General features: G+C 73.7%; 18 protein-coding genes. 2 read left to right on the forward strand and 16 right to left on the reverse strand.

Going from position 1 to position 17,024, the window contains the following annotated elements; all coding sequences use genetic code 11:
• Positions 1-8: 8 nt before the first annotated feature.
• Genes AB0F11_RS14370 through tsaB form a run of 4 tightly spaced genes read right to left on the reverse strand, consistent with a single transcriptional unit; the run spans position 9 to position 2,656 of the window.
• Complete coding sequence (locus AB0F11_RS14370) at positions 9-290, reverse strand: hypothetical protein (protein ID WP_362172381.1); 282 nt, start codon at positions 288-290, stop codon at positions 9-11.
• Positions 290-1,489, reverse strand: a complete 1,200-nt coding sequence (gene tsaD / locus AB0F11_RS14375) for a tRNA (adenosine(37)-N6)-threonylcarbamoyltransferase complex transferase subunit TsaD (RefSeq protein ID WP_362172384.1) — start codon at positions 1,487-1,489, stop codon at positions 290-292. Before tsaD ends, AB0F11_RS14370 begins: the two co-directional genes overlap by 1 nt.
• The gene (gene rimI / locus AB0F11_RS14380; RefSeq protein ID WP_361917954.1) at positions 1,482-1,976 is read right to left on the reverse strand and encodes a ribosomal protein S18-alanine N-acetyltransferase; all 495 of its coding nucleotides are present in this window, start codon (positions 1,974-1,976) and stop codon (positions 1,482-1,484) included. Before rimI ends, tsaD begins: the two co-directional genes overlap by 8 nt.
• A gap of 17 nt (positions 1,977-1,993) precedes the next feature.
• Positions 1,994-2,656, reverse strand: a complete 663-nt coding sequence (tsaB, locus tag AB0F11_RS14385) for a tRNA (adenosine(37)-N6)-threonylcarbamoyltransferase complex dimerization subunit type 1 TsaB (RefSeq protein ID WP_362172387.1) — start codon at positions 2,654-2,656, stop codon at positions 1,994-1,996.
• Positions 2,657-2,826: 170 nt separating this feature from the next.
• Between tsaB and AB0F11_RS14390 the strand changes: the two genes are divergently transcribed.
• The gene (locus AB0F11_RS14390; protein WP_362172390.1) at positions 2,827-3,384 is read left to right on the forward strand and encodes a hypothetical protein; all 558 of its coding nucleotides are present in this window, start codon (positions 2,827-2,829) and stop codon (positions 3,382-3,384) included.
• A 72-nt stretch (positions 3,385-3,456) separates the two neighbouring features.
• On the opposite strand, the gene AB0F11_RS14395 is transcribed toward AB0F11_RS14390, so the two are convergent.
• The 8 genes from AB0F11_RS14395 to AB0F11_RS14430 form a co-directional block, all read right to left on the reverse strand.
• The gene (locus AB0F11_RS14395) at positions 3,457-3,765 is read right to left on the reverse strand and encodes a hypothetical protein (RefSeq protein ID WP_362172393.1); all 309 of its coding nucleotides are present in this window, start codon (positions 3,763-3,765) and stop codon (positions 3,457-3,459) included.
• Positions 3,766-3,907: 142 nt separating this feature from the next.
• Positions 3,908-4,375, reverse strand: coding sequence for a tRNA (adenosine(37)-N6)-threonylcarbamoyltransferase complex ATPase subunit type 1 TsaE (tsaE, locus tag AB0F11_RS14400; RefSeq protein WP_361917957.1), 468 nt, complete (start codon positions 4,373-4,375; stop codon positions 3,908-3,910).
• A 46-nt stretch (positions 4,376-4,421) separates the two neighbouring features.
• Positions 4,422-5,633 (reverse strand): alpha/beta hydrolase, encoded by a 1,212-nt coding sequence (locus AB0F11_RS14405; protein ID WP_362172396.1) that lies wholly within the window; start codon positions 5,631-5,633, stop codon positions 4,422-4,424.
• Positions 5,634-5,665: 32 nt separating this feature from the next.
• Positions 5,666-6,808 carry an alanine racemase gene (gene alr, locus AB0F11_RS14410; RefSeq protein ID WP_362172399.1) on the reverse strand — a complete coding sequence of 381 codons (1,143 nt, stop codon included), beginning with the start codon at positions 6,806-6,808 and terminating at the stop codon, positions 5,666-5,668.
• 260 nt (positions 6,809-7,068) lie between these two features.
• On the reverse strand, positions 7,069-8,478 hold the full coding sequence (locus AB0F11_RS14415; RefSeq protein ID WP_362172402.1) for an NAD(P)H-hydrate dehydratase: 1,410 nt from the start codon (positions 8,476-8,478) through the stop codon (positions 7,069-7,071).
• 5 nt (positions 8,479-8,483) lie between these two features.
• The gene (locus AB0F11_RS14420) at positions 8,484-8,852 is read right to left on the reverse strand and encodes a holo-ACP synthase (protein ID WP_362172405.1); all 369 of its coding nucleotides are present in this window, start codon (positions 8,850-8,852) and stop codon (positions 8,484-8,486) included.
• A gap of 23 nt (positions 8,853-8,875) precedes the next feature.
• Positions 8,876-10,723, reverse strand: coding sequence for a glutamine--fructose-6-phosphate transaminase (isomerizing) (gene glmS / locus AB0F11_RS14425; RefSeq protein ID WP_362172408.1), 1,848 nt, complete (start codon positions 10,721-10,723; stop codon positions 8,876-8,878).
• Between the two features lie 103 nt (positions 10,724-10,826).
• Complete coding sequence (locus tag AB0F11_RS14430; RefSeq protein WP_362172411.1) at positions 10,827-11,609, reverse strand: hypothetical protein; 783 nt, start codon at positions 11,607-11,609, stop codon at positions 10,827-10,829.
• A 353-nt stretch (positions 11,610-11,962) separates the two neighbouring features.
• Here AB0F11_RS14430 and coaA point away from each other — a divergent pair, with 353 nt between their 5' ends.
• A complete protein-coding gene (coaA, locus tag AB0F11_RS14435; protein WP_361913696.1) occupies positions 11,963-12,901 on the forward strand; it encodes a type I pantothenate kinase in 939 nt (312 codons plus the stop codon).
• 91 nt (positions 12,902-12,992) lie between these two features.
• Here coaA and glmM read toward each other — a convergent pair whose 3' ends face one another.
• The 4 genes from glmM to AB0F11_RS14455 all read right to left on the reverse strand — a co-directional run bounded on the left by glmM (position 12,993) and on the right by AB0F11_RS14455 (position 17,004).
• Complete coding sequence (gene glmM / locus AB0F11_RS14440) at positions 12,993-14,351, reverse strand: phosphoglucosamine mutase (protein WP_362172414.1); 1,359 nt, start codon at positions 14,349-14,351, stop codon at positions 12,993-12,995.
• Positions 14,352-14,481: 130 nt separating this feature from the next.
• Positions 14,482-14,997, reverse strand: a complete 516-nt coding sequence (rpsI, locus tag AB0F11_RS14445) for a 30S ribosomal protein S9 (protein WP_045945298.1) — start codon at positions 14,995-14,997, stop codon at positions 14,482-14,484.
• Positions 14,998-15,038: 41 nt separating this feature from the next.
• The gene (gene rplM, locus AB0F11_RS14450; RefSeq protein ID WP_361913687.1) at positions 15,039-15,482 is read right to left on the reverse strand and encodes a 50S ribosomal protein L13; all 444 of its coding nucleotides are present in this window, start codon (positions 15,480-15,482) and stop codon (positions 15,039-15,041) included.
• Between the two features lie 235 nt (positions 15,483-15,717).
• Positions 15,718-17,004, reverse strand: coding sequence for a glycosyltransferase family 87 protein (locus AB0F11_RS14455; protein ID WP_362172417.1), 1,287 nt, complete (start codon positions 17,002-17,004; stop codon positions 15,718-15,720).
• Positions 17,005-17,024: the final 20 nt, after the last annotated feature.

The following is a 17,024-nucleotide window of genomic DNA, read 5'->3' on the forward strand; positions in this document are numbered from 1 at the left end:
CCCGTCGCTCAGGCCCGCCCCGCGGCCTCCACCGACTCGAACCGCCAGCGGTGCACCGGACGGGTGATCAGATCTGCGGCGGGCTCGGGGATTTGGGGGAACTCCCCGGCCAGCCCCTCGGCCGCCTCCCACCAGGTGATGACCAGCACCCGGTCCTGCGGCGCCCGGAACACCTCGCGCCGCACCGGATCGCGCTCCAGCTCCAGGACCTGCGAACGGGCCCACTCCAGCAGCTCGTTGCCCCGGCCGTCGGCGGCCCGGGCCTCCCACATCAGCGCGACGGTGCCCATCAGTACAGGTTGTCCTTGCTGAGCTCGTGCACGTGGTCGTGATCGTGCCCATGACCGTGGCCGTGCCCGTGCCCGGACCCGCGGCCGTGCGCATGGCCGTGCCCGCCGGCCGCAGCACCGTCGACGTGCCCGTGCTCCTCCTCCTGCCCGCCGGAGGCACCCGGCACGTGCGGGTCCGTCACCGGCAGCGAGGAGTCCGCCGACAGGTCCCAGTCGGAGGCCGGCCGGTTCCGCTTGACCATCTCCGCGCCGAGCGCCGCCACCATCGCACCGTTGTCCGTGCACAGCTTCGGCCGTGGCACGCGCAGGATGATCCCCGCATCGTCGCAGCGCTCCTGCGCCAGCGCCCGCAGGCGCGAGTTGGCCGCGACACCGCCGCCGATCATCAGGTGGTCGACGCCCTCGTCCTTGCACGCGCGGATCGCCTTGCGCGTCAGCACGTCCACCACGGCCTCCTGGAAGGACGCCGCCACGTCCCGCACCGGCACCTCCTCGCCCGCGTTCCGTTTGGCCTCGATCCAGCGGGCCACCGCCGTCTTCAGCCCGGAGAAGGAGAAGTCGTACACCGGGTCGCGCGAACCGGTCAGCCCGCGCGGGAAGTTGATCGCCTTCGGGTCGCCCTCCTTGGCCAGCCGGTCGATGACCGGCCCGCCGGGGAAGCCCAGCTGCAGCACGCGCGCGATCTTGTCGAAGGCCTCGCCCGCCGCGTCGTCGATGGTCGCGCCCAGCGGCCGTACGTCGGAGGTGATGTCCGGGGCGAGCAGCAGCGAGGAGTGCCCGCCGGACACCAGCAGGGCCATGGTCGGCTCGGGCAGCGGCCCGTGCTCCAGCTGGTCCACGCAGATGTGCGAGGCCAGGTGGTTCACCCCGTACAGCGGCTTGCCGAGCGCGTACGCGTACGCCTTGGCCGCCGACACGCCGACGAGCAGCGCGCCCGCGAGGCCGGGGCCTGCGGTGACCGCGATGCCGTCGAGGTCGCGGGCGCTGACGCCCGCCTCCTTCAGGGCGCGCTCGATGGTCGGGACCATCGCCTCCAGGTGGGCGCGGGAGGCCACCTCGGGCACGACGCCGCCGAAGCGGGCGTGCTCGTCGACGCTGGACGCGACCGCGTCCGCCAGCAGGGTGGTGCCGCGGACGATGCCGACGCCGGTCTCGTCGCAGGAGGTCTCGATGCCGAGGACGAGGGGTTCGTCAGCCATGGGTCTCACCTTGTACGGGTCCGTCCGCGGGGACGGAGTGTGCGGGATCGGAAAGGCGCATCACGAGCGCGTCGACGTTGCCGGGCTGGTAGTAGCCCCTGCGGAAGCCGAGCGGTTCGAAGCCGAAGCGCTCGTAGAGCTTCTGCGCGCGGGTGTTGTCCACCCGCACCTCCAGCAGCACCTCGGCGCACTCGAACGCGGTGGCGGCGCGCAGCAGGTCGGTGAGGAGCCGGGCGCCGAGCCCGGTCCCCCACTGGTCGCGCGCGGCCGCGATGGTCTGTACGTCGCCCAGGTCGCCGGCGGCGGCCAGCCCGGCGTACCCGACGAGGCGGCCCGTGCCCTCGTCCTCGGCCACCACGTAGTGGCGCGTGGCGTGCGGGCCTCGGGCGTGGGCGAGCTCGGACCAGAACATTCCGGCGGACCAGGCGTCCTCGGGGAACAGCTCCTGCTCCAGTTCCAGCACGGGCTCGATGTCCCACCAGCGCATCTCGCGCAGTACTGCCGTCACTGCGGGGTGACCACCTTGTAGTTCTTCGGCACCTGCGCGTCGGGCCGGCGCAGGTACAGCGGCGTCGGGGGCAGGAACTCCTGCCCGGCCGCCAGCTTCCGCGCCGCCAGGGCCGCGAGGGCGGCGGCGCTCTGGTGCTCGGGGCCGCGGGCGTCGGTGAAGACCTCCGGGTAGAGCAGCGCGCCCTGGCCCACCGCCGGCAGCCCGGCGACCCGCTCGGCGATCTCGGCCGGGCGGTCCACGGCGGGCTCGCCGACCCGGGTCAGCGGGTCCTCGTAGCGCGCCCAGTAGACCTCCTTGCGCCGTGCGTCGGTGGCGACGGTGAAGGGGCCCTCGATCCCGGCGGCGCCGGCGGCGTACGCGAGGCCGTCGAGGGTGCACAGGCCGTGCACGGGGATGCCGAGGACGGAGGCGAAGGTGGAGGCGGTGACGAGGCCGACGCGCAGCCCGGTGTAGGGGCCCGGGCCGACGCCGACGACGATGCCGGTGAGGGCCTCGAGCTTCAGCCCGGCCTCGGCGAGGACCTTGTCGACCGAGGGCAGCAGGAGCTCCCCGTGGCGGCGGGCGTCGACCTGGTTCGACTCGGCGAGGACGGAGTCCCCGTCGTGCAGGGCGACGGTGACGGCGGGCGTGGCGGTATCTACGGCGAGCAAGAGCACGCGAACAGCCTACGACTCCCCGGCCCCGGGCCCGCGCGGCCGGTCGCCGGCCACCCCGGCTGCTACCTTCGACCCAGGTATCGGCCGGGGTCCGGGCCGCGGGCACGCACGGCCCGGCGGGCGGCCCCGGTACAGGGGCAGCGCGCAGGAGCGCGGAGAGGTGGAGCAAGGTGGCACGCAGCAGCTCGGGAATCGTGGCCGGGCTCACCGTCGCGGCGCTCGTCGCGGTCGGTTTCCTCGGCTACCAGGCCTCCGCGACCGCGCCCGCGCACCCCGCGAAGGACGCCCCGCAGGCCGCGGCCCCTTCCAACGCCCCGGCCGCGCCCGCCCCCGAGGCGGCGAAGCCGGCGGCCCTGCCGCCCGACTCCGGCACCGGCGCGCGCGTCGTGTACTCGGTGAACCTGCGCCGGGTGTGGCTGGTGGGCCAGGACGGGCGCGAGCAGAAGTCGTTCTCGGTGATGCCGAGCACGGCCCACCCCAAGCCCGGCACCTACCTGGTGAGCTCGCGCGCGGGGTCGGTCACCGGCTCCGACGGGGTGCCGGTCGAGCACGTGGTGCGCTTCGCCACCGTCGAGGGCATCGTGATCGGCTTCAGCGCGCGCGTGGACGGCCAGATGCCGCAGCCCGACCCGACCAGGAAGACCGGCGGCATCCGGATGACGCGGGCCGACGGCGATGCGCTGTGGGCGTTCGCGACGATCAACGCGAAGGTCGTCGTCCTGCCCTGATGCCGCGGCCGGACCTCCGCGCGGGATTCACCCGTCCTGAGGACACGGTGTGACGGGGGCGAAACGAGTGACTCAGGCCGCTTCGGACTCCGGGGCGGCCTGCCCGCCGACGCCCTCACGCACCCCGGCCGGACCGGGCGCGGTCGGGCCGGATGCGGTGGGTCCGGGCGCGGTGGAGCCGGGCGCGGGACGGCCGGGCGCGGGACGGCCGGATCCGGGACGGTCGGGCCCCTCCGGGGCGTCGGCCCCGGCGCGGCGGACCCGCGCGGGCGGGGTCGACACGGCCGTCGCGGCCGCGCCGGCCGCGAGCAGCGCCCCCATGGGCACGGCGGACGGGCGGGGGTCGCGCGGTGCGGGTGCTCCGGGTGCTCCTGCCGACATGGCTGCCTCCTGGCCCGGGCCGGCCGTACTTAGGTAGGCCTAACCAGCCCTCCGTACCATGTCACCACGTACGCCTCCGTCGGCGCAATATGTTTCCCGACGGGTTGTCGGTACGTTTTCCCGCGCGCCCCCTTCCGTACGCTCAGCCCGCCGCTGCTGTGGCCAGGGCCCCCAGCGCGTCCGGCGCGGCCCAGCGGGCGCCGATCCCGCGCACCGAGACCTCGCGAACGTCGTCGAGGACCTCCTCGTGCCCGACGGCCCGGGCGATCACCACGTGCAGCCGGTCCTCGGAGAGCTCCTCCACCTTGCCGTCGCCCCATTCCACGACGACCACGGACTCGGGCAGCGAGACGTCGAGGTCCAGGTCCTCCATCTCCTCCAGCCCGCCGCCGAGCCGGTACGCGTCCACGTGCACCAGCGCCGGCCCGCCGCGCAGCGACGGGTGCACCCGGGCGATGACGAAGGTCGGGGAGGTCACGGCACCGCGCACGCCGAGCCCCTCGCCCAGCCCGCGGGTCAGCGTGGTCTTGCCCGCTCCGAGCTCGCCGGTCAGCAGGACGAGGTCGCCGGGGCGCAGCAGGCCGGCGATGCTGCGGCCGAGCTCCTGCATCGCCCCGGGCGAGTCGACGGTGATGCGGGCCTGGGCGGCGGGGGCCTCAGGTCCCGGCTGCGGTGCCGGGCTGCGGGGGGTTGCCGGCGGTTCCAGCGGTGCTTCTTCCATGTCCGCCAACGTTAGCCGCTGCGGGCACCGCACCGGTGCGCGCGAACAGCTCGGTCAGCAGCCCGGTCACCGTCTCCGGGTACTCCAGCATCATCAGGTGCCCGGCCCGCTCCAGGACCACCAGCTCGGCGGCCGGCAGCGCGTCCTTGATGGCCTGGCTGTGCGCGGCCGGGGTGATCATGTCGTGGTCCCCGGCGATGACGGTGACGGGGATGTCCGCGAACCGCTGGAGGGCCTCCGTCTTGTCGTGGGCCTGGAACGCCGGGTAGAACTGGGCGACCACGTCGATCGGGGTGGCCTCGATGAGCCGCTCGGCGAAGCGGGCGACGCCCGGGTCCACCTCGCGGGGCGCGCCGAACGAGTACATCTTGATCATGCCGGCGAACAGGTCGGCGGTGGCCCGCCGGCCCCGCTCGACCAGCTCCGCCTGCGAGCCGAGCACCTTCAGGACGGGCGGCAGGATCCGGCGTACGGCCCCCATGCCGACGGCGGGCAGCCCGTACGTCACCTCGGAGAGGCGGCCGCTGGATGTGCCGACCAGGGCCACGCCGAGGACCCGGTCGCGGACCAGCTCCGGGAACTGGTCCGCCAGCGCCATGATCGTCATACCGCCCATGGAGTGGCCGACCAGGATCAGCGGGCCCTCGGGGGCGGCGGCGTCGATGACGGCCTTCAGGTCGCGGCCGAGCTGGTCGATGGTCGCCGGCTCGCCGTCGGCCTGGGCGAAGCCCCGGGCGCTGCGGCCGTGGCTGCGCTGGTCCCAGTACACGGCGCGGACCGTGCCGCGCAGGGCGGCGCGCTGGAAGTGCCAGGAGTCCTGGGCGAGGCAGTAGCCGTGGCAGAACACGACCGTCGGCGCGGGCTCGGCCTTGCGGCGCAGCCTCGGACGGGAGCGCTGGCGCTTGGCGGGCTCCTCGGGCAGCTCGTCCACCTCGTAGTGGAGCTCGGTGCCGTCCTCGGCGTAGGCGGCGCCCCGGGTTCCGCGCAGCGAGCCGTAGTCGCCGGTGGCGTCGAGGGCCAGGCGCGCCTTGCGGCGCATGCCGCGGCCGACCGTGATCCGTTCGACGGCGACACCGGCCGCGGCACCCGCGGCTATCACGCCGATGGCCGCTCCGGCCCAGCCGGCCCTGCGCCAGTTCTCGCTCACGCCGTCCTCACTCAGCAGTCCGCACTCGGCCGTCAAGCGTTGCGGTACACCCGTGGTACCCGCGCGCCGATACGGGTGACGATCTCATACGCGATCGTGTGCGCCGCTTGAGCCCAGTCCTCGGCGGTGGGCTCGCCGTGGGCGCCGCTGCCGAAGAGGACGGCCTCGTCGCCCGCGCGGACCCGGCCGCCGTCGCTGCCGAGGTCGACGACGAACTGGTCCATGGCGACGCGCCCGGCGACGCGGTGGACGCCGCCGCCGACGAGGACGGGGCCGCGGCCGGAGGCGTGCCGGGGGATCCCGTCGGCGTACCCGGCCGGGATCAGCGCGAGAACGGTCTCGCTCTCGGTCACGTGGTGGTGGCCGTAACTGACGCCGTGGCCCGCGGGCACCGTCTTGACCAGGGCCACGGAGGCCTTGAGGGTCATCGCGGGCCGCAGGCCGAGCTGCTCGGAGGTGCCGAGCTCGGGGGCGGGCGAGACGCCGTAGACGGCGAGGCCGCAGCGCACGAGGTCGAAGTGGCTTTCGGGCAGGGTCAGCGTCGCGGGCGAGTTGGCGATGTGCCGGACCTCGGGCTCCACGCCCTCCTTCTCGGCGTACGCGAGCATGTCGCGGAACGCGGCGAGCTGGAGCGGGACGGAGGGGTGGCCCGGCTCGTCGGCGCAGGCGAAGTGGGACCAGACGCCGGTGACCTGGACGGTGCCCTCGGCCTGGGCGGCGACGGCCGCGCCGACGAGCTCCGCCCAGTCGGCCGGCTGGCAGCCGTTGCGGCCGAGGCCGGTGTCGGCCTTGAGCTGGATCCGGGCGGTGCGGCCGGCCGCGCGGGCGGCGGCCCGCACCTCCTCCAGCGCCCACATGCCGCTGACGGACACGTCGATGTCGGCCTCGACGGCCTCCTGCCAGGGGCCGCCGGGGGTCCACAGCCAGCACATGATCCGGCCGCCGATGCCGGCCGCGCGCAGGGCGAGCGCCTCCTGGGGGGTGGCGGTGCCGAGCCAGGTGGCGCCGGCCTCCTGGGCCGCGCGGGCGCAGGGGATGGCGCCGTGCCCGTAGGCGTCCGCCTTGACGACGGCCATCAGGGCGGCACGGGGTGCCCGTGCGCGCAGGGCGCGGACGTTGGCCCGTACGGCGTCAAGATCGATCTCGGCGTACACGCGCGTGGCTGTCTCGTTCATCGCCCACAGTCTCTCAGAGCCCCGCCCCGCCGCCCGCAGGGCAACCCCCCTGACGGCGCGTCGCTCCCGCCCCGGGCCGGGGGGGGGCGCCGCCGCCGCGCGGGTGGCTGCCGCTACGCGGAGCGGTTCCCCTCCCCGCCCCTTCCCGAAACCGGGGCTCCGCGCCCGGTGGCCTCAAACGCCGGCGTTTGAGGCGCGGGGTCTGGGGCGGAGCCCCAGTTCGGGAAGGGGCGGGGTGGGGAAATGGCTCCGCGCAGCGGTCAGAGGCGCCAGGCCTCGGGGAGGGCTTCGGCCAGGTCCTGGGCCAGCAGAGGGGCCCCGCGGGCGGCGGTGCGGGCCGCCAGGCCGTGGACGTAGGCCGCCACCGAGGCCGCGTCGCGCACCGCGAGCCCCGCGGCCAGCAGGGAGCCGGCTAGGCCCGACAGGACGTCACCGCTGCCCGCGGTGGCCAGCCAGTGGCTGCCGGTCGGGTTGACCCGGACAGGGGTGGCGGCCCCGCCGCAGACCAGGGTCGTGGCCCCCTTCAGGAGCGTCGTCGCGCCGTAGCGGCCCGCCAGCTCCCGCACCGCCGCCAGGCGACCCGATTCCACCGTCTCCCGTGCCACCCCGAGCAGCGCCGCCGCCTCCCCCGCATGCGGGGTCAGCAGCGTCGGGGCCGTACGGGCGCGCAGGGCCGCCGGATCCAGGGCCCGCAGCCCGTCGGCGTCCACGAGCACCGGGACCGGATCGGCCAGCGCCTCGGCGACCTCCGCCGCGCGGCCGTCGCCGAGCCCCGGCCCGACCACCCAGGCCTGGACGCGCCCGCGCCCGATCAGGGTCTCGGGGTAGCGGGCCAGGACGGCCTCGGCCGCCGGCCCCACGTACCGCACCGCGCCCGCGCCTCCCCGCAGCGCCCCGGCCACGGCGAGCACCGCCGCGCCCGGGTACTGCACCGACCCGGCGATGACGCCGACCACGCCGCGGCGGTACTTGTCGCTCGTCGCCGTGGGTCGGGGGAGCAGCCCCGCGACGTCCCGGGCCTCCAGGACCTCCGCCGCCGCGTGCGGGGCGGAGGCGGCCAGGTCGAGCCCGATGTCCACCAGCCGGACCTCCCCCGCCAGCGACGCGCCCGGCTCGATCAGGAGCCCCGGCTTGTACGCCCCGAAGGTCACCGTCACGTCGGCCCGTACCGCCGCCCCGGCGACCTCCCCGGTGTCGGCGTCCACCCCGCTCGGCAGGTCCACCGCGACCACCACCGCCCCCGCCGGGATCCGCTCGGCGAGCTCCGCCGCGGCCGGCCGCAGCCCGCCGCGGCCGCCGATGCCGACCAGCCCGTCCAGCACCAGGTCGGCCCGGTCGGGCACCGCCTCGGCCAGCCGCCCGCCCGCGCCCCGCAGCGCGGCGAGCCCGCCCGCGTGCACCCGCTGCGGGTCCATCGGGACGGCCGTCACCCCGGCGCCGCGCCGGGCCAGCCGGGCGCCGGCGTACAGCGCGTCGCCGCCGTTGTCGCCCGGCCCGACGAGGAGCACGATCCGCGCCCCGTACACCGCCCCGCGCGCCGTCTTCAGCAGCCCGGCGCAGGCGGCGGCCAGCCCGGCCGCCGCCCGCTGCATCAGGGCGCCCTCGGGCAGCCGGGCCATCAGCTCCCGCTCGGCGGCCCGTACGTCCTCCACCCCGTACGCGGTGCGCATGGCGGCTACGCCTCCGCGATGACCACGGCGGAGGCGACGCCCGCGTCGTGGCTGAGGGAGATGTGGAAGGACTTCACGCCCAGTTCGTCGGCCCGCGCCTGCACCGTCCCGGTCACCCGCACCCGCGGCTGCCCGGTGTGCTCCACGTACACCTCGGCGTCGGTCCACAGCATGTTGCCGGGCGCACCGAGCGCCTTGGCGAGTGCCTCCTTGGCAGCGAACCGGGCGGCGAGCGAGGCGATTCCGCGCCGCTCGCCGCTCGGCAGCGTCAACTCCGCGTCCACGAACAGCCGCTGAGCCATGTTCGGCGTGCGCTCCAGCGCGGCGCCGAAGCGGTCGATCTCGGCAACGTCGATACCCACGCCGATAATCACAACGAAGAACCCAATCCATCAATTCATTCGACGGTCACGGACTTCGCGAGATTACGCGGCTGGTCCACCTCGTTCCCGCGCGCCGTGGCCAGTTCGCACGCGAACACCTGCAGCGGCACCGTCGCCACCAGCGGCTGGAGCAGCGTCGGCGTCGCCGGGATCCGGATCAGGTGGTCGGCGTACGGGACGACCGCCTGGTCGCCCTCCTCCGCGATCACGATGGTCCGCGCCCCGCGCGCCCGGATCTCCTGGATGTTCGACACGATCTTGTCGTGGAGCACCGAGCGCCCGCGCGGCGAGGGGACCACGACCACCACCGGCAGGTCCTTCTCGATCAGCGCGATCGGCCCGTGCTTGAGCTCGCCCGCCGCGAAGCCCTCGGCGTGCATGTACGCGAGCTCCTTGAGCTTGAGCGCGCCCTCCAGCGCCACCGGGTAGCCGACGTGCCGCCCGAGGAAGAGCACCGTGTCCTTGCCGGCGAGGGACCGGGCCAGCTCGCGTACGGGCTCCATCGTCTCCAGCACGGTGTCCACGGCGGCGGCGATGTCGGACAGCTCGCGCACCACCGCCTGGATCTCGTCGCCCCACTTCGTGCCGCGGACCTGGCCGAGGTAGAGCGCGACCAGGTAGCAGGCCACCAGCTGCGTCAGGAACGCCTTGGTGGAGGCGACGGCCACCTCGGGACCGGCGTGCGTGTACAGCACCGCATCCGATTCCCGCGGGATGGTCGAGCCGTTGGTGTTGCAGATGGCCAGCACCCGGGCCCCCTGCTCGCGCGCGTGCCGCAGCGCCATCAGGGTGTCCATGGTCTCGCCGGACTGCGAGATCGCCACCACCAGCGTCCGCTGGTCGAGGATCGGGTCGCGGTAGCGGAACTCGCTCGCGAGCTCCGTCTCGCAGGGGATGCGGGTCCAGTGCTCGATGGCCAGCTTCGCGATCATGCCCGCGTGGTACGCCGTGCCGCAGGCCACGATCACGACCTTGTCGATCTCCCTGAGCACCGAGGCGGGGATGCGCACCTCGTCCAGGGTCAGCGAGCCGCTCGCGTCGATCCGGCCGAGGAGGGTGTCGGCGACGGCCTTCGGCTGCTCGGCGATCTCCTTGAGCATGAAGTAGTCGTAGCCGCCCTTCTCGGCCGCCGAGGCGTCCCAGTCCACGCGGTACGCGCGCACCGTCGCGAGCGTGCCGTCGAAGTTGGTCACCGATACCTCGTCGCGGCGCAGCTCCACGACCTGGTCCTGGCCCAGCTCGATCGCGGACCGGGTGTGGGCGATGAAGGCGGCCACGTCCGAGGCGAGGAAGTTCTCGCCCTCGCCGATGCCCACGACGAGCGGGGAGTTGCGGCGGGCGCCGACCACCACGTCCGGTACGTCGGCGTGCACCGCGACCAGCGTGAACGCCCCCTCCAGCCGGCGGCACACCCGCCGCATGGCCTCCGCGAGGTCCCCGTGGGCGGCGAACTGCTCGGCGAGCAGGTGCGCGACGACCTCGGTGTCGGTCTCGGACTCCAGCCGGTGTCCGCGCTCGGCCAGTTCGGCGCGCAGCGCGGCGAAGTTCTCGATGATGCCGTTGTGGACGACGGCGACCCGGCCCGCGTTGTCCAGGTGGGGGTGGGCGTTGAGGTCGGTGGGGCCGCCGTGGGTGGCCCAGCGGGTGTGCCCGAGGCCGGTGGAGCCGACCGGCAGCGGATGGGCGACGAGCTGCTTCTCCAGGTTGACCAGCTTCCCGGCCTTCTTGGCGGCCGAGAGCCCGCCGTCGGCGAGCACGGCGACGCCCGCCGAATCGTAGCCGCGGTACTCCAGCCGCTTGAGTCCGGCGATGACCACATCGAGCGCCGACTGCGCTCCCACGTAACCCACAATTCCGCACATAACGCGCAGCGTACGCCGCGGGCCCGCCCCCGTCCCGTACATGAACATAAACGAAAACCCCGCCCCGGCGAATGCGCCGGAGCGGGGTAGACAAGTGCATCGCTCAGCCGAGCTTCTTGACCTGCGCGTCGACGACGGCCTTCGGCTGCTCGGCCGTACCGGACAGGCTCAGCGCGGAGAAGGTGGCCAGGGTGTTGCCCTTGCGCACGGCGACGAGCTGCGTCGAGATCTTGGCGCCGTCCTGCTCGGCCTCCACCGTGTACGCCAGGGCCTCGTCGCCCGCGGTGACGGGGGCGGCGGCAGCGACCTTGGAGACCTTGGCCGTCTCGCCGTCGCTCGTCACGCCGTAGCCGCCGGCGCAGGCCGTACCCGCCGTCTTCAGGGCGGCGAAGGCCTCCTCCGCGCCCTTGCCCTCGTACGAGGCGATGGTGACGGCGGTGGCCGTGGAGCCGAGGGCGTCCATGGCCGCCTTCGCCTTGTCCTCGGGGCTGGCACCCGCGTCCGGGGCCTTCGGCTTGGCGACGGCCTTGGTGCGGGCGGCGCCGGTGGACTTGCCGACCGGCGCCATGGACTGCGCCTTGACCAGCGGCAGGCAGTCGGGCTTGTCGCTGGTGCTCGCGGCGCCGGCGGCGGCCTCGGCCGGGGTCGCGGCCTTGACGACGTGGTCCGGCAGGTCGGCCTGGGCCACGATCAGCCCGGCGAGCTCGGCGTCGGTCTTGCCCTTCGCCGCCGCGGCGGCCGAGGGCGAGGCCGCGGCGGGCGCGGAGGCGCCGGCCTTGGTGTCGTCCTTGCTGTCGGACGAGCCGGAGCTGCACGCGGTGGCCAGCAGGGCCAGGGACGCCGCGGAGGCGGCGAGGACGGTACGGCGTACGAAGGTGCTGCGCACGGTGGATCTCCCCCAGTCGGACGGTTGTGCTTGACGTCGATCGCAACGGCCCGTGCAGCGCCCACTCCCCATGGGGTCCGCCGAGCCGTGGTGATCGCAATCTACGGGCCCGGACCCGCCGCCACCGGCCCGCGCACGCCCGTACGCCGGATCGTGACCCCAGCGAGACCGAATACCGCCGGAATCCGGCCCCCGCCCCTCCCCCACGTGACCGACCCCACCACCCACAAGGGGCTCGGAGCCACGACAATGGCGGTGTGATCACTTCGCCGCCACGAAGCACATCGGACAGCGCAACGGAGCGCCCCGACCGGCCCGAGCGCCCCCAGCGCCGCGCCGAGCCCTCGCCGTACGTGGACCTCACCCGCGCCGAGTGGAGCGCCCTGCGCGAGCGGACCCCGCTGCCACTGACCGCAGAGGAGGTCGAGCAGCTGCGGGGCCTCGGCGACGTCATCGACCTCGACGAGGTCCGCGACGTCTACCTGCCGCTCTCCCGCCTGCTCAACCTGTACGTCGGCGCCACCAGCAACCTCCGCGGCACCCTCAACACCTTCCTGGGCGACGCGGGCGGCAACGGCCACGGCAACCAGCAGGGCACCCCCTTCGTCATAGGCGTGGCCGGCTCCGTCGCCGTCGGCAAGTCCACCGTGGCCCGCCTGCTGCAGGCCCTGCTGGCCCGCTGGCCCGAGCACCCGCGCGTGGAGCGCGTCACCACCGACGGGTTCCTGTACCCGATGGAGGAGCTGCGCCGGCGCGGGCTGACCTCCCGCAAGGGCTTCCCCGAGTCCTACGACCGCCGCGCGCTCACCCGCTTCGTCGCCGACATCAAGGCCGGCAAGGACGAGGTCACGGCCCCGGTGTACTCCCACCTGATCTACGACATCGTCCCCGGCGAGCAGCTCGTCGTGCGCCGCCCGGACATCCTGATCGTCGAGGGCCTCAACGTGCTCCAGCCGGCCCTGCCGGGCAAGGACGGGCGGACCCGGGTCGGCCTCGCCGACTACTTCGACTTCAGCGTGTACGTGGACGCGCGCCCCGAGGACATCGAGCGCTGGTACCTCAACCGGTTCCGCAAGCTGCGCGAGACCGCGTTCCAGAATCCTTTCTCCTACTTCCGCAAGTACACCCAGGTCTCCGAGGAGGAGGCGCTGGAGTACGCGCAGACCATGTGGCGCACGATCAACAAGCCGAACCTGCTGGAGAACGTGGCGCCCACCCGCGGCCGGGCCACCCTCGTCGTACGCAAGGGCCCCGACCACAAGGTCCAGAAGCTGAGCCTGCGCAAGCTCTGAGCAGGCCCGCAAAACCGCTGTGGCGCACCCGCCGCGGCCGAATGACCGGCCGCGGCGGGTGCGCCACGCTGCTGCTGAGTGCCGGTACGCGCTAGCCGAGGGCCGACTTCACGGCGTCGGCGAGGCGGCCGGCCACCGCGCGGGCCTGCTCGATGTCGGCGGCCTCGACCATCACCCGTACGAGCGGCTCGGTGCCGGACGGACGCAGCAGCACCCGGCCGGTGGCGCCGAGCTCGCGCTCGGCGTCGGCGACGGCCGCGGCCAGCTCGCCGGAGGTCGCCACCTTGGACTTGTCCACGTCGGGCACGTTGATCAGGACCTGCGGGAGCCGCTTCATGACGCCCGCCAGCTCGCCGAGCGAGCGGCCCGTGGCGGCCACGCGCGCGGCCAGCATCAGGCCGGTGAGCGTGCCGTCGCCGGTCGTCGCGTGGTCCAGGATGATCACGTGCCCGGACTGCTCGCCGCCCAGCGCGTAGCCGTGCTCCTTCATGGCCTCCAGCACGTACCGGTCGCCGACGCCGGTCTGCACGACCTGGATGCCCTCGGACTCCATGGCCAGCTTGAAGCCCAGGTTGGACATCACGGTGCCGACGACGGTGTTGCCGCGCAGGGAGCCTGCCTCGCGCATGGCCAGGGCCAGCACGGCGAGGATCTGGTCGCCGTCGACCTCCGCGCCGGAGCCGTCCACGGCCAGGCAGCGGTCGGCGTCACCGTCGTGGGCGATGCCGAAGTCGGCACCGTGCTCGACCACAGCCTGCCTGAGCAGGTCCAGGTGGGTGGAGCCGCAGCCGTCGTTGATGTTGAGGCCGTCGGGCTCGGCACCGATGGTGACGACCTCGGCACCGGCCCGGGCGAAGGCCTCGGGCGAGACGCGGGCGGCCGCGCCGTGCGCCTCGTCCAGGACGATCTTCAGCCCGTCGAGGCGGTTGGGCAGGACGCCGATGAGGTGGGCGACGTACTTGTCGAAGCCCTGGTCGTAGTCGGAGACCCGGCCGACGCCGGCGCCGGTGGGCCGGTCCCAGGGCGCGCCGGTGCGGTGCTCCTCGTAGACGGCCTCGATGCGGTTCTCCAGCTCGTCGGCGAGCTTGTGGCCGCCGCGGGCGAAGAACTTGATCCCGTTGTCGGGCATCGCGTTGTGGCTGGCGGAGAGCATCACGCCGAGGTCGGCACCCAGCGCACCGGTGAGATACGCCACCGCCGGGGTGGGCAGCACACCGACGCGCAGGACGTCCACGCCCGCGCTCGCGAGACCTGCGACGACGGCGGCCTCCAGGAACTCGCCGGAGGCGCGGGGGTCGCGGCCGACGACCGCGGTGGGCCGGTGACCCGCGAAGGTGCCCGCTTCGGCCAGCACGTGGGCGGCTGCCACGGAGAGGCCGAGCGCGAGCTCAGCCGTCAGATCCGCATTGGCGACGCCGCGTACACCGTCCGTCCCGAAGAGTTGTCCCACTGTTGACCTCCCAAGATCGCGCTTCGCTCTAGACCTGCCGTGACAGGTATGTGCCGCTCGTGGCGGTAAACGAACCGCCCCGGCAGCACGAATGCTGCCGGGGCGGTCGTTGCTGAACAGCAGGCGCAGATTAGCGCTTGCTGTACTGCGGAGCCTTACGGGCCTTCTTCAGACCGGCCTTCTTGCGCTCGACCGCACGGTCGTCGCGGGAAAGGAAGCCGGCCTTCTTCAGCGCCGGGCGGTTGTTGTCGACGTCCGCCTCGTTCAGCGCACGGGCCACGCCCAGGCGCAGGGCGCCGGCCTGGCCGGAGACGCCGCCACCCGAGATGCGGGCGATGACGTCGTAGCGGCCGTCGAGCTCGAGCAGCTTGAACGGCTCGTTGACTTCCTGCTGGTGCACCTTGTTCGGGAAGTAGTCCTCGAGGGTGCGACCGTTGATCTTCCACTTGCCGGTGCCCGGAACGATCCGGACGCGGGCGATGGCGTTCTTGCGACGACCCAGGCCGGCGGCCGGCTGGGGGTCACCGAAGCGACCGGCAAGGGACTCGGAGGTGTAGTCGCCCTCGACGACGACGTCCGACTCGGTGGTGTACTCCTCGACGCCCTCGAACTCGTCGACGGGGGTCTCAGCGGTGGTCTCGGCCACGATGCTCCTCAGAATTCTCTGTGTTTAGGGGGTGGCCGGAACTACTGCGCGACCTGGGTGATCTCGAACGGCACCGGCTGCTGGGCAGCGTGCGGGTGCTGGTCGCCCGAGTAGACCTTCAGCTTCGAGAGCATCTGACGGCCCAGGGAGTTCTTGGGGAGCATGCCCTTGACGGCCTTCTCGACGGCCTTCTCCGGGTTGTTCGCCAGCAGGTCGTCGTAGCGCACGGAGCGCAGACCGCCCGGGAAGCCGGAGTGGCGGTACGCCATCTTCTGGGTCGCCTTGTTGCCGGACAGGTGGACCTTGTCGGCGTTGATGATGACGACGAAGTCGCCCATGTCCATGTGGGGGGCGTAGGTCGGCTTGTGCTTGCCCTTCAGGAGGGCAGCGGCCTGGGTCGCCAGACGGCCGAGGACAACGTCCTGGGCGTCGATGACGAGCCACTGGCGCGAGATGTCGCCGGGCTTGGGGCTGTACGTACGCACGCGTATGCCTTCGCTTCTTCAGTGGTGGGTCATCCCATAGGGCACAAGCCCCGCGGGATAGGTCCTGACAGGGTCACCACGGACGATCACGACAGCCCTCGTTCACATCGGGGACGCACCCGTGTGAAGCCGCTGGTCATCGGTCCGGTGGACCGGCGTAAGGCCCTTTCACGTGAGAATGAGAAAGCCAATACGCATAACAAACCAGCAGGATACCCAATCAGACCCGTACGGGTCAAAACGCGGTCCGCGATGCCGATTGAGCTGGCGTCGCGGCGCACTCCGGTTCGGTCCTGGGTGGGGACCCCGCAGTTGTTACGGGCTCCAGAATAACCCGACCGCGGCGCAGCGCACGACGCGCCGCCAGAACCGCGAGCCCGCACAGGGTTGCCATGTCCTTGAACGCGCGCCGCTTGTGGGCCAGCTCCGAGGGCCACGGCACCAGCGCCACCTGGGGCGTCAGGGCCAGCCAGAACCAGGGCGAGCGGGGCATCGAGCCCGGCCGCACCCCCGAGGCCAGTAGCAGCGGCAGCACCACCAGCAGGTAGTGGTCGAAGGAGGGGCGGGAGACCAGGAATGCGGCGAGCATCACCATGCAGGCCGTCTCCGCCAGCCGCAGCTCTCCCCCGTCGACCTCGGCGGAGTCCGGCCGCCGCCAGCGCCGCCAGGCGCCCCACAGCCCGGCGCCGGCCCCCGCGAAGGCCACCGCCACCGCGACCGGCTCCGGCACCCCCAGCCGGGGCAGCACCGCGATCGGCGAGGCGTCCCAGGGCAGCGCGTACGCGTCCTGCCCGCCCAGCAGGAACGGCAGGGTCTTGGTGAAGAACAGCGTCGGGCTCGGCATCAGCAGCGCCCCCAGCAGCGACAGCCCCGCCGGGACGGCCACGGCCGCCGCCAGCCCCCGCCACCGCCGGGCCAGCACGAACAGCAGCCCGACCGGCACGAGCATCGGCTTGGCGGCGATGGCCAGCCCCACCACCAGGCCCGCGGCCGTCCAGGACCGCCGGTGCGCGAGCAGCAGGGCCAGGGGCAGGGCGGCCGCCGAGACGGCCGTCCAGTTCCCGATCAGGACGAGGTTCACGTACGGCTTGTAGCCGAGCGCCAGCAGCGTGAAGCCGCCGACCGCGAAACGGGAGCGCACCGGCACGGAGAACAGCCGCAGCGAGGCCCACCAGCCCGCCGCCACCAGCGCCGAGATGCCGGCCGGGAGCAGCCAGCGCAACACCGCCCGCGGCAGCAGCGCCTCGGGCACCGCCAGGAGCACGGCGCTCGGCAGGTAGAGGAACCGCTTGTCCTCGTACGGGGAGCCGCCGGCCAGCAGGGTGTCGGCGGCCTTGACGACGAAGGCGTTGTCCGAGCCCCAGTTCTCGCGCAGGCTCGTCGAGACCGCCACGCCCAGGACCACGGCGAGGCAGAGGACCACCCAGGAGCGGGGCGCCGGCCGCAGCAGCCAGGCCCCCGCCCGCCGCCGGGCCGCCGGGTCGTACCGTTCCCTGAGCCAGGTGCCAGGCCGCAGCCGCACAACGCCTCCCGATCGACCCG

Source organism: Streptomyces sp. NPDC032472 (genome assembly GCF_040636955.1).
Classification (GTDB): domain Bacteria; phylum Actinomycetota; class Actinomycetes; order Streptomycetales; family Streptomycetaceae; genus Streptomyces.

Excerpts from the sequence above, each read along its gene's own strand:
- tsaE (WP_361917957.1), bottom strand. The coding sequence starts at position 4,375 with ATGCAGGAGCTCGGCCGCAGCATCGCCGGCCTGCTGCGCCCCGGCGAC.
- tsaD (WP_362172384.1), bottom strand. The coding sequence starts at position 1,489 with ATGGCTGACGAACCCCTCGTCCTCGGCATCGAGACCTCCTGCGACGAG.
- AB0F11_RS14370 (WP_362172381.1), bottom strand. The coding sequence starts at position 290 with ATGGGCACCGTCGCGCTGATGTGGGAGGCCCGGGCCGCCGACGGCCGG.
- glmS (WP_362172408.1), bottom strand. The coding sequence starts at position 10,723 with ATGTGCGGAATTGTGGGTTACGTGGGAGCGCAGTCGGCGCTCGATGTG.
- alr (WP_362172399.1), bottom strand. The coding sequence starts at position 6,808 with ATGAACGAGACAGCCACGCGCGTGTACGCCGAGATCGATCTTGACGCC.
- AB0F11_RS14395 (WP_362172393.1), bottom strand. The coding sequence starts at position 3,765 with ATGTCGGCAGGAGCACCCGGAGCACCCGCACCGCGCGACCCCCGCCCG.
- rimI (WP_361917954.1), bottom strand. The coding sequence starts at position 1,976 with ATGCGCTGGTGGGACATCGAGCCCGTGCTGGAACTGGAGCAGGAGCTG.
- AB0F11_RS14415 (WP_362172402.1), bottom strand. The coding sequence starts at position 8,478 with ATGCGCACCGCGTACGGGGTGGAGGACGTACGGGCCGCCGAGCGGGAG.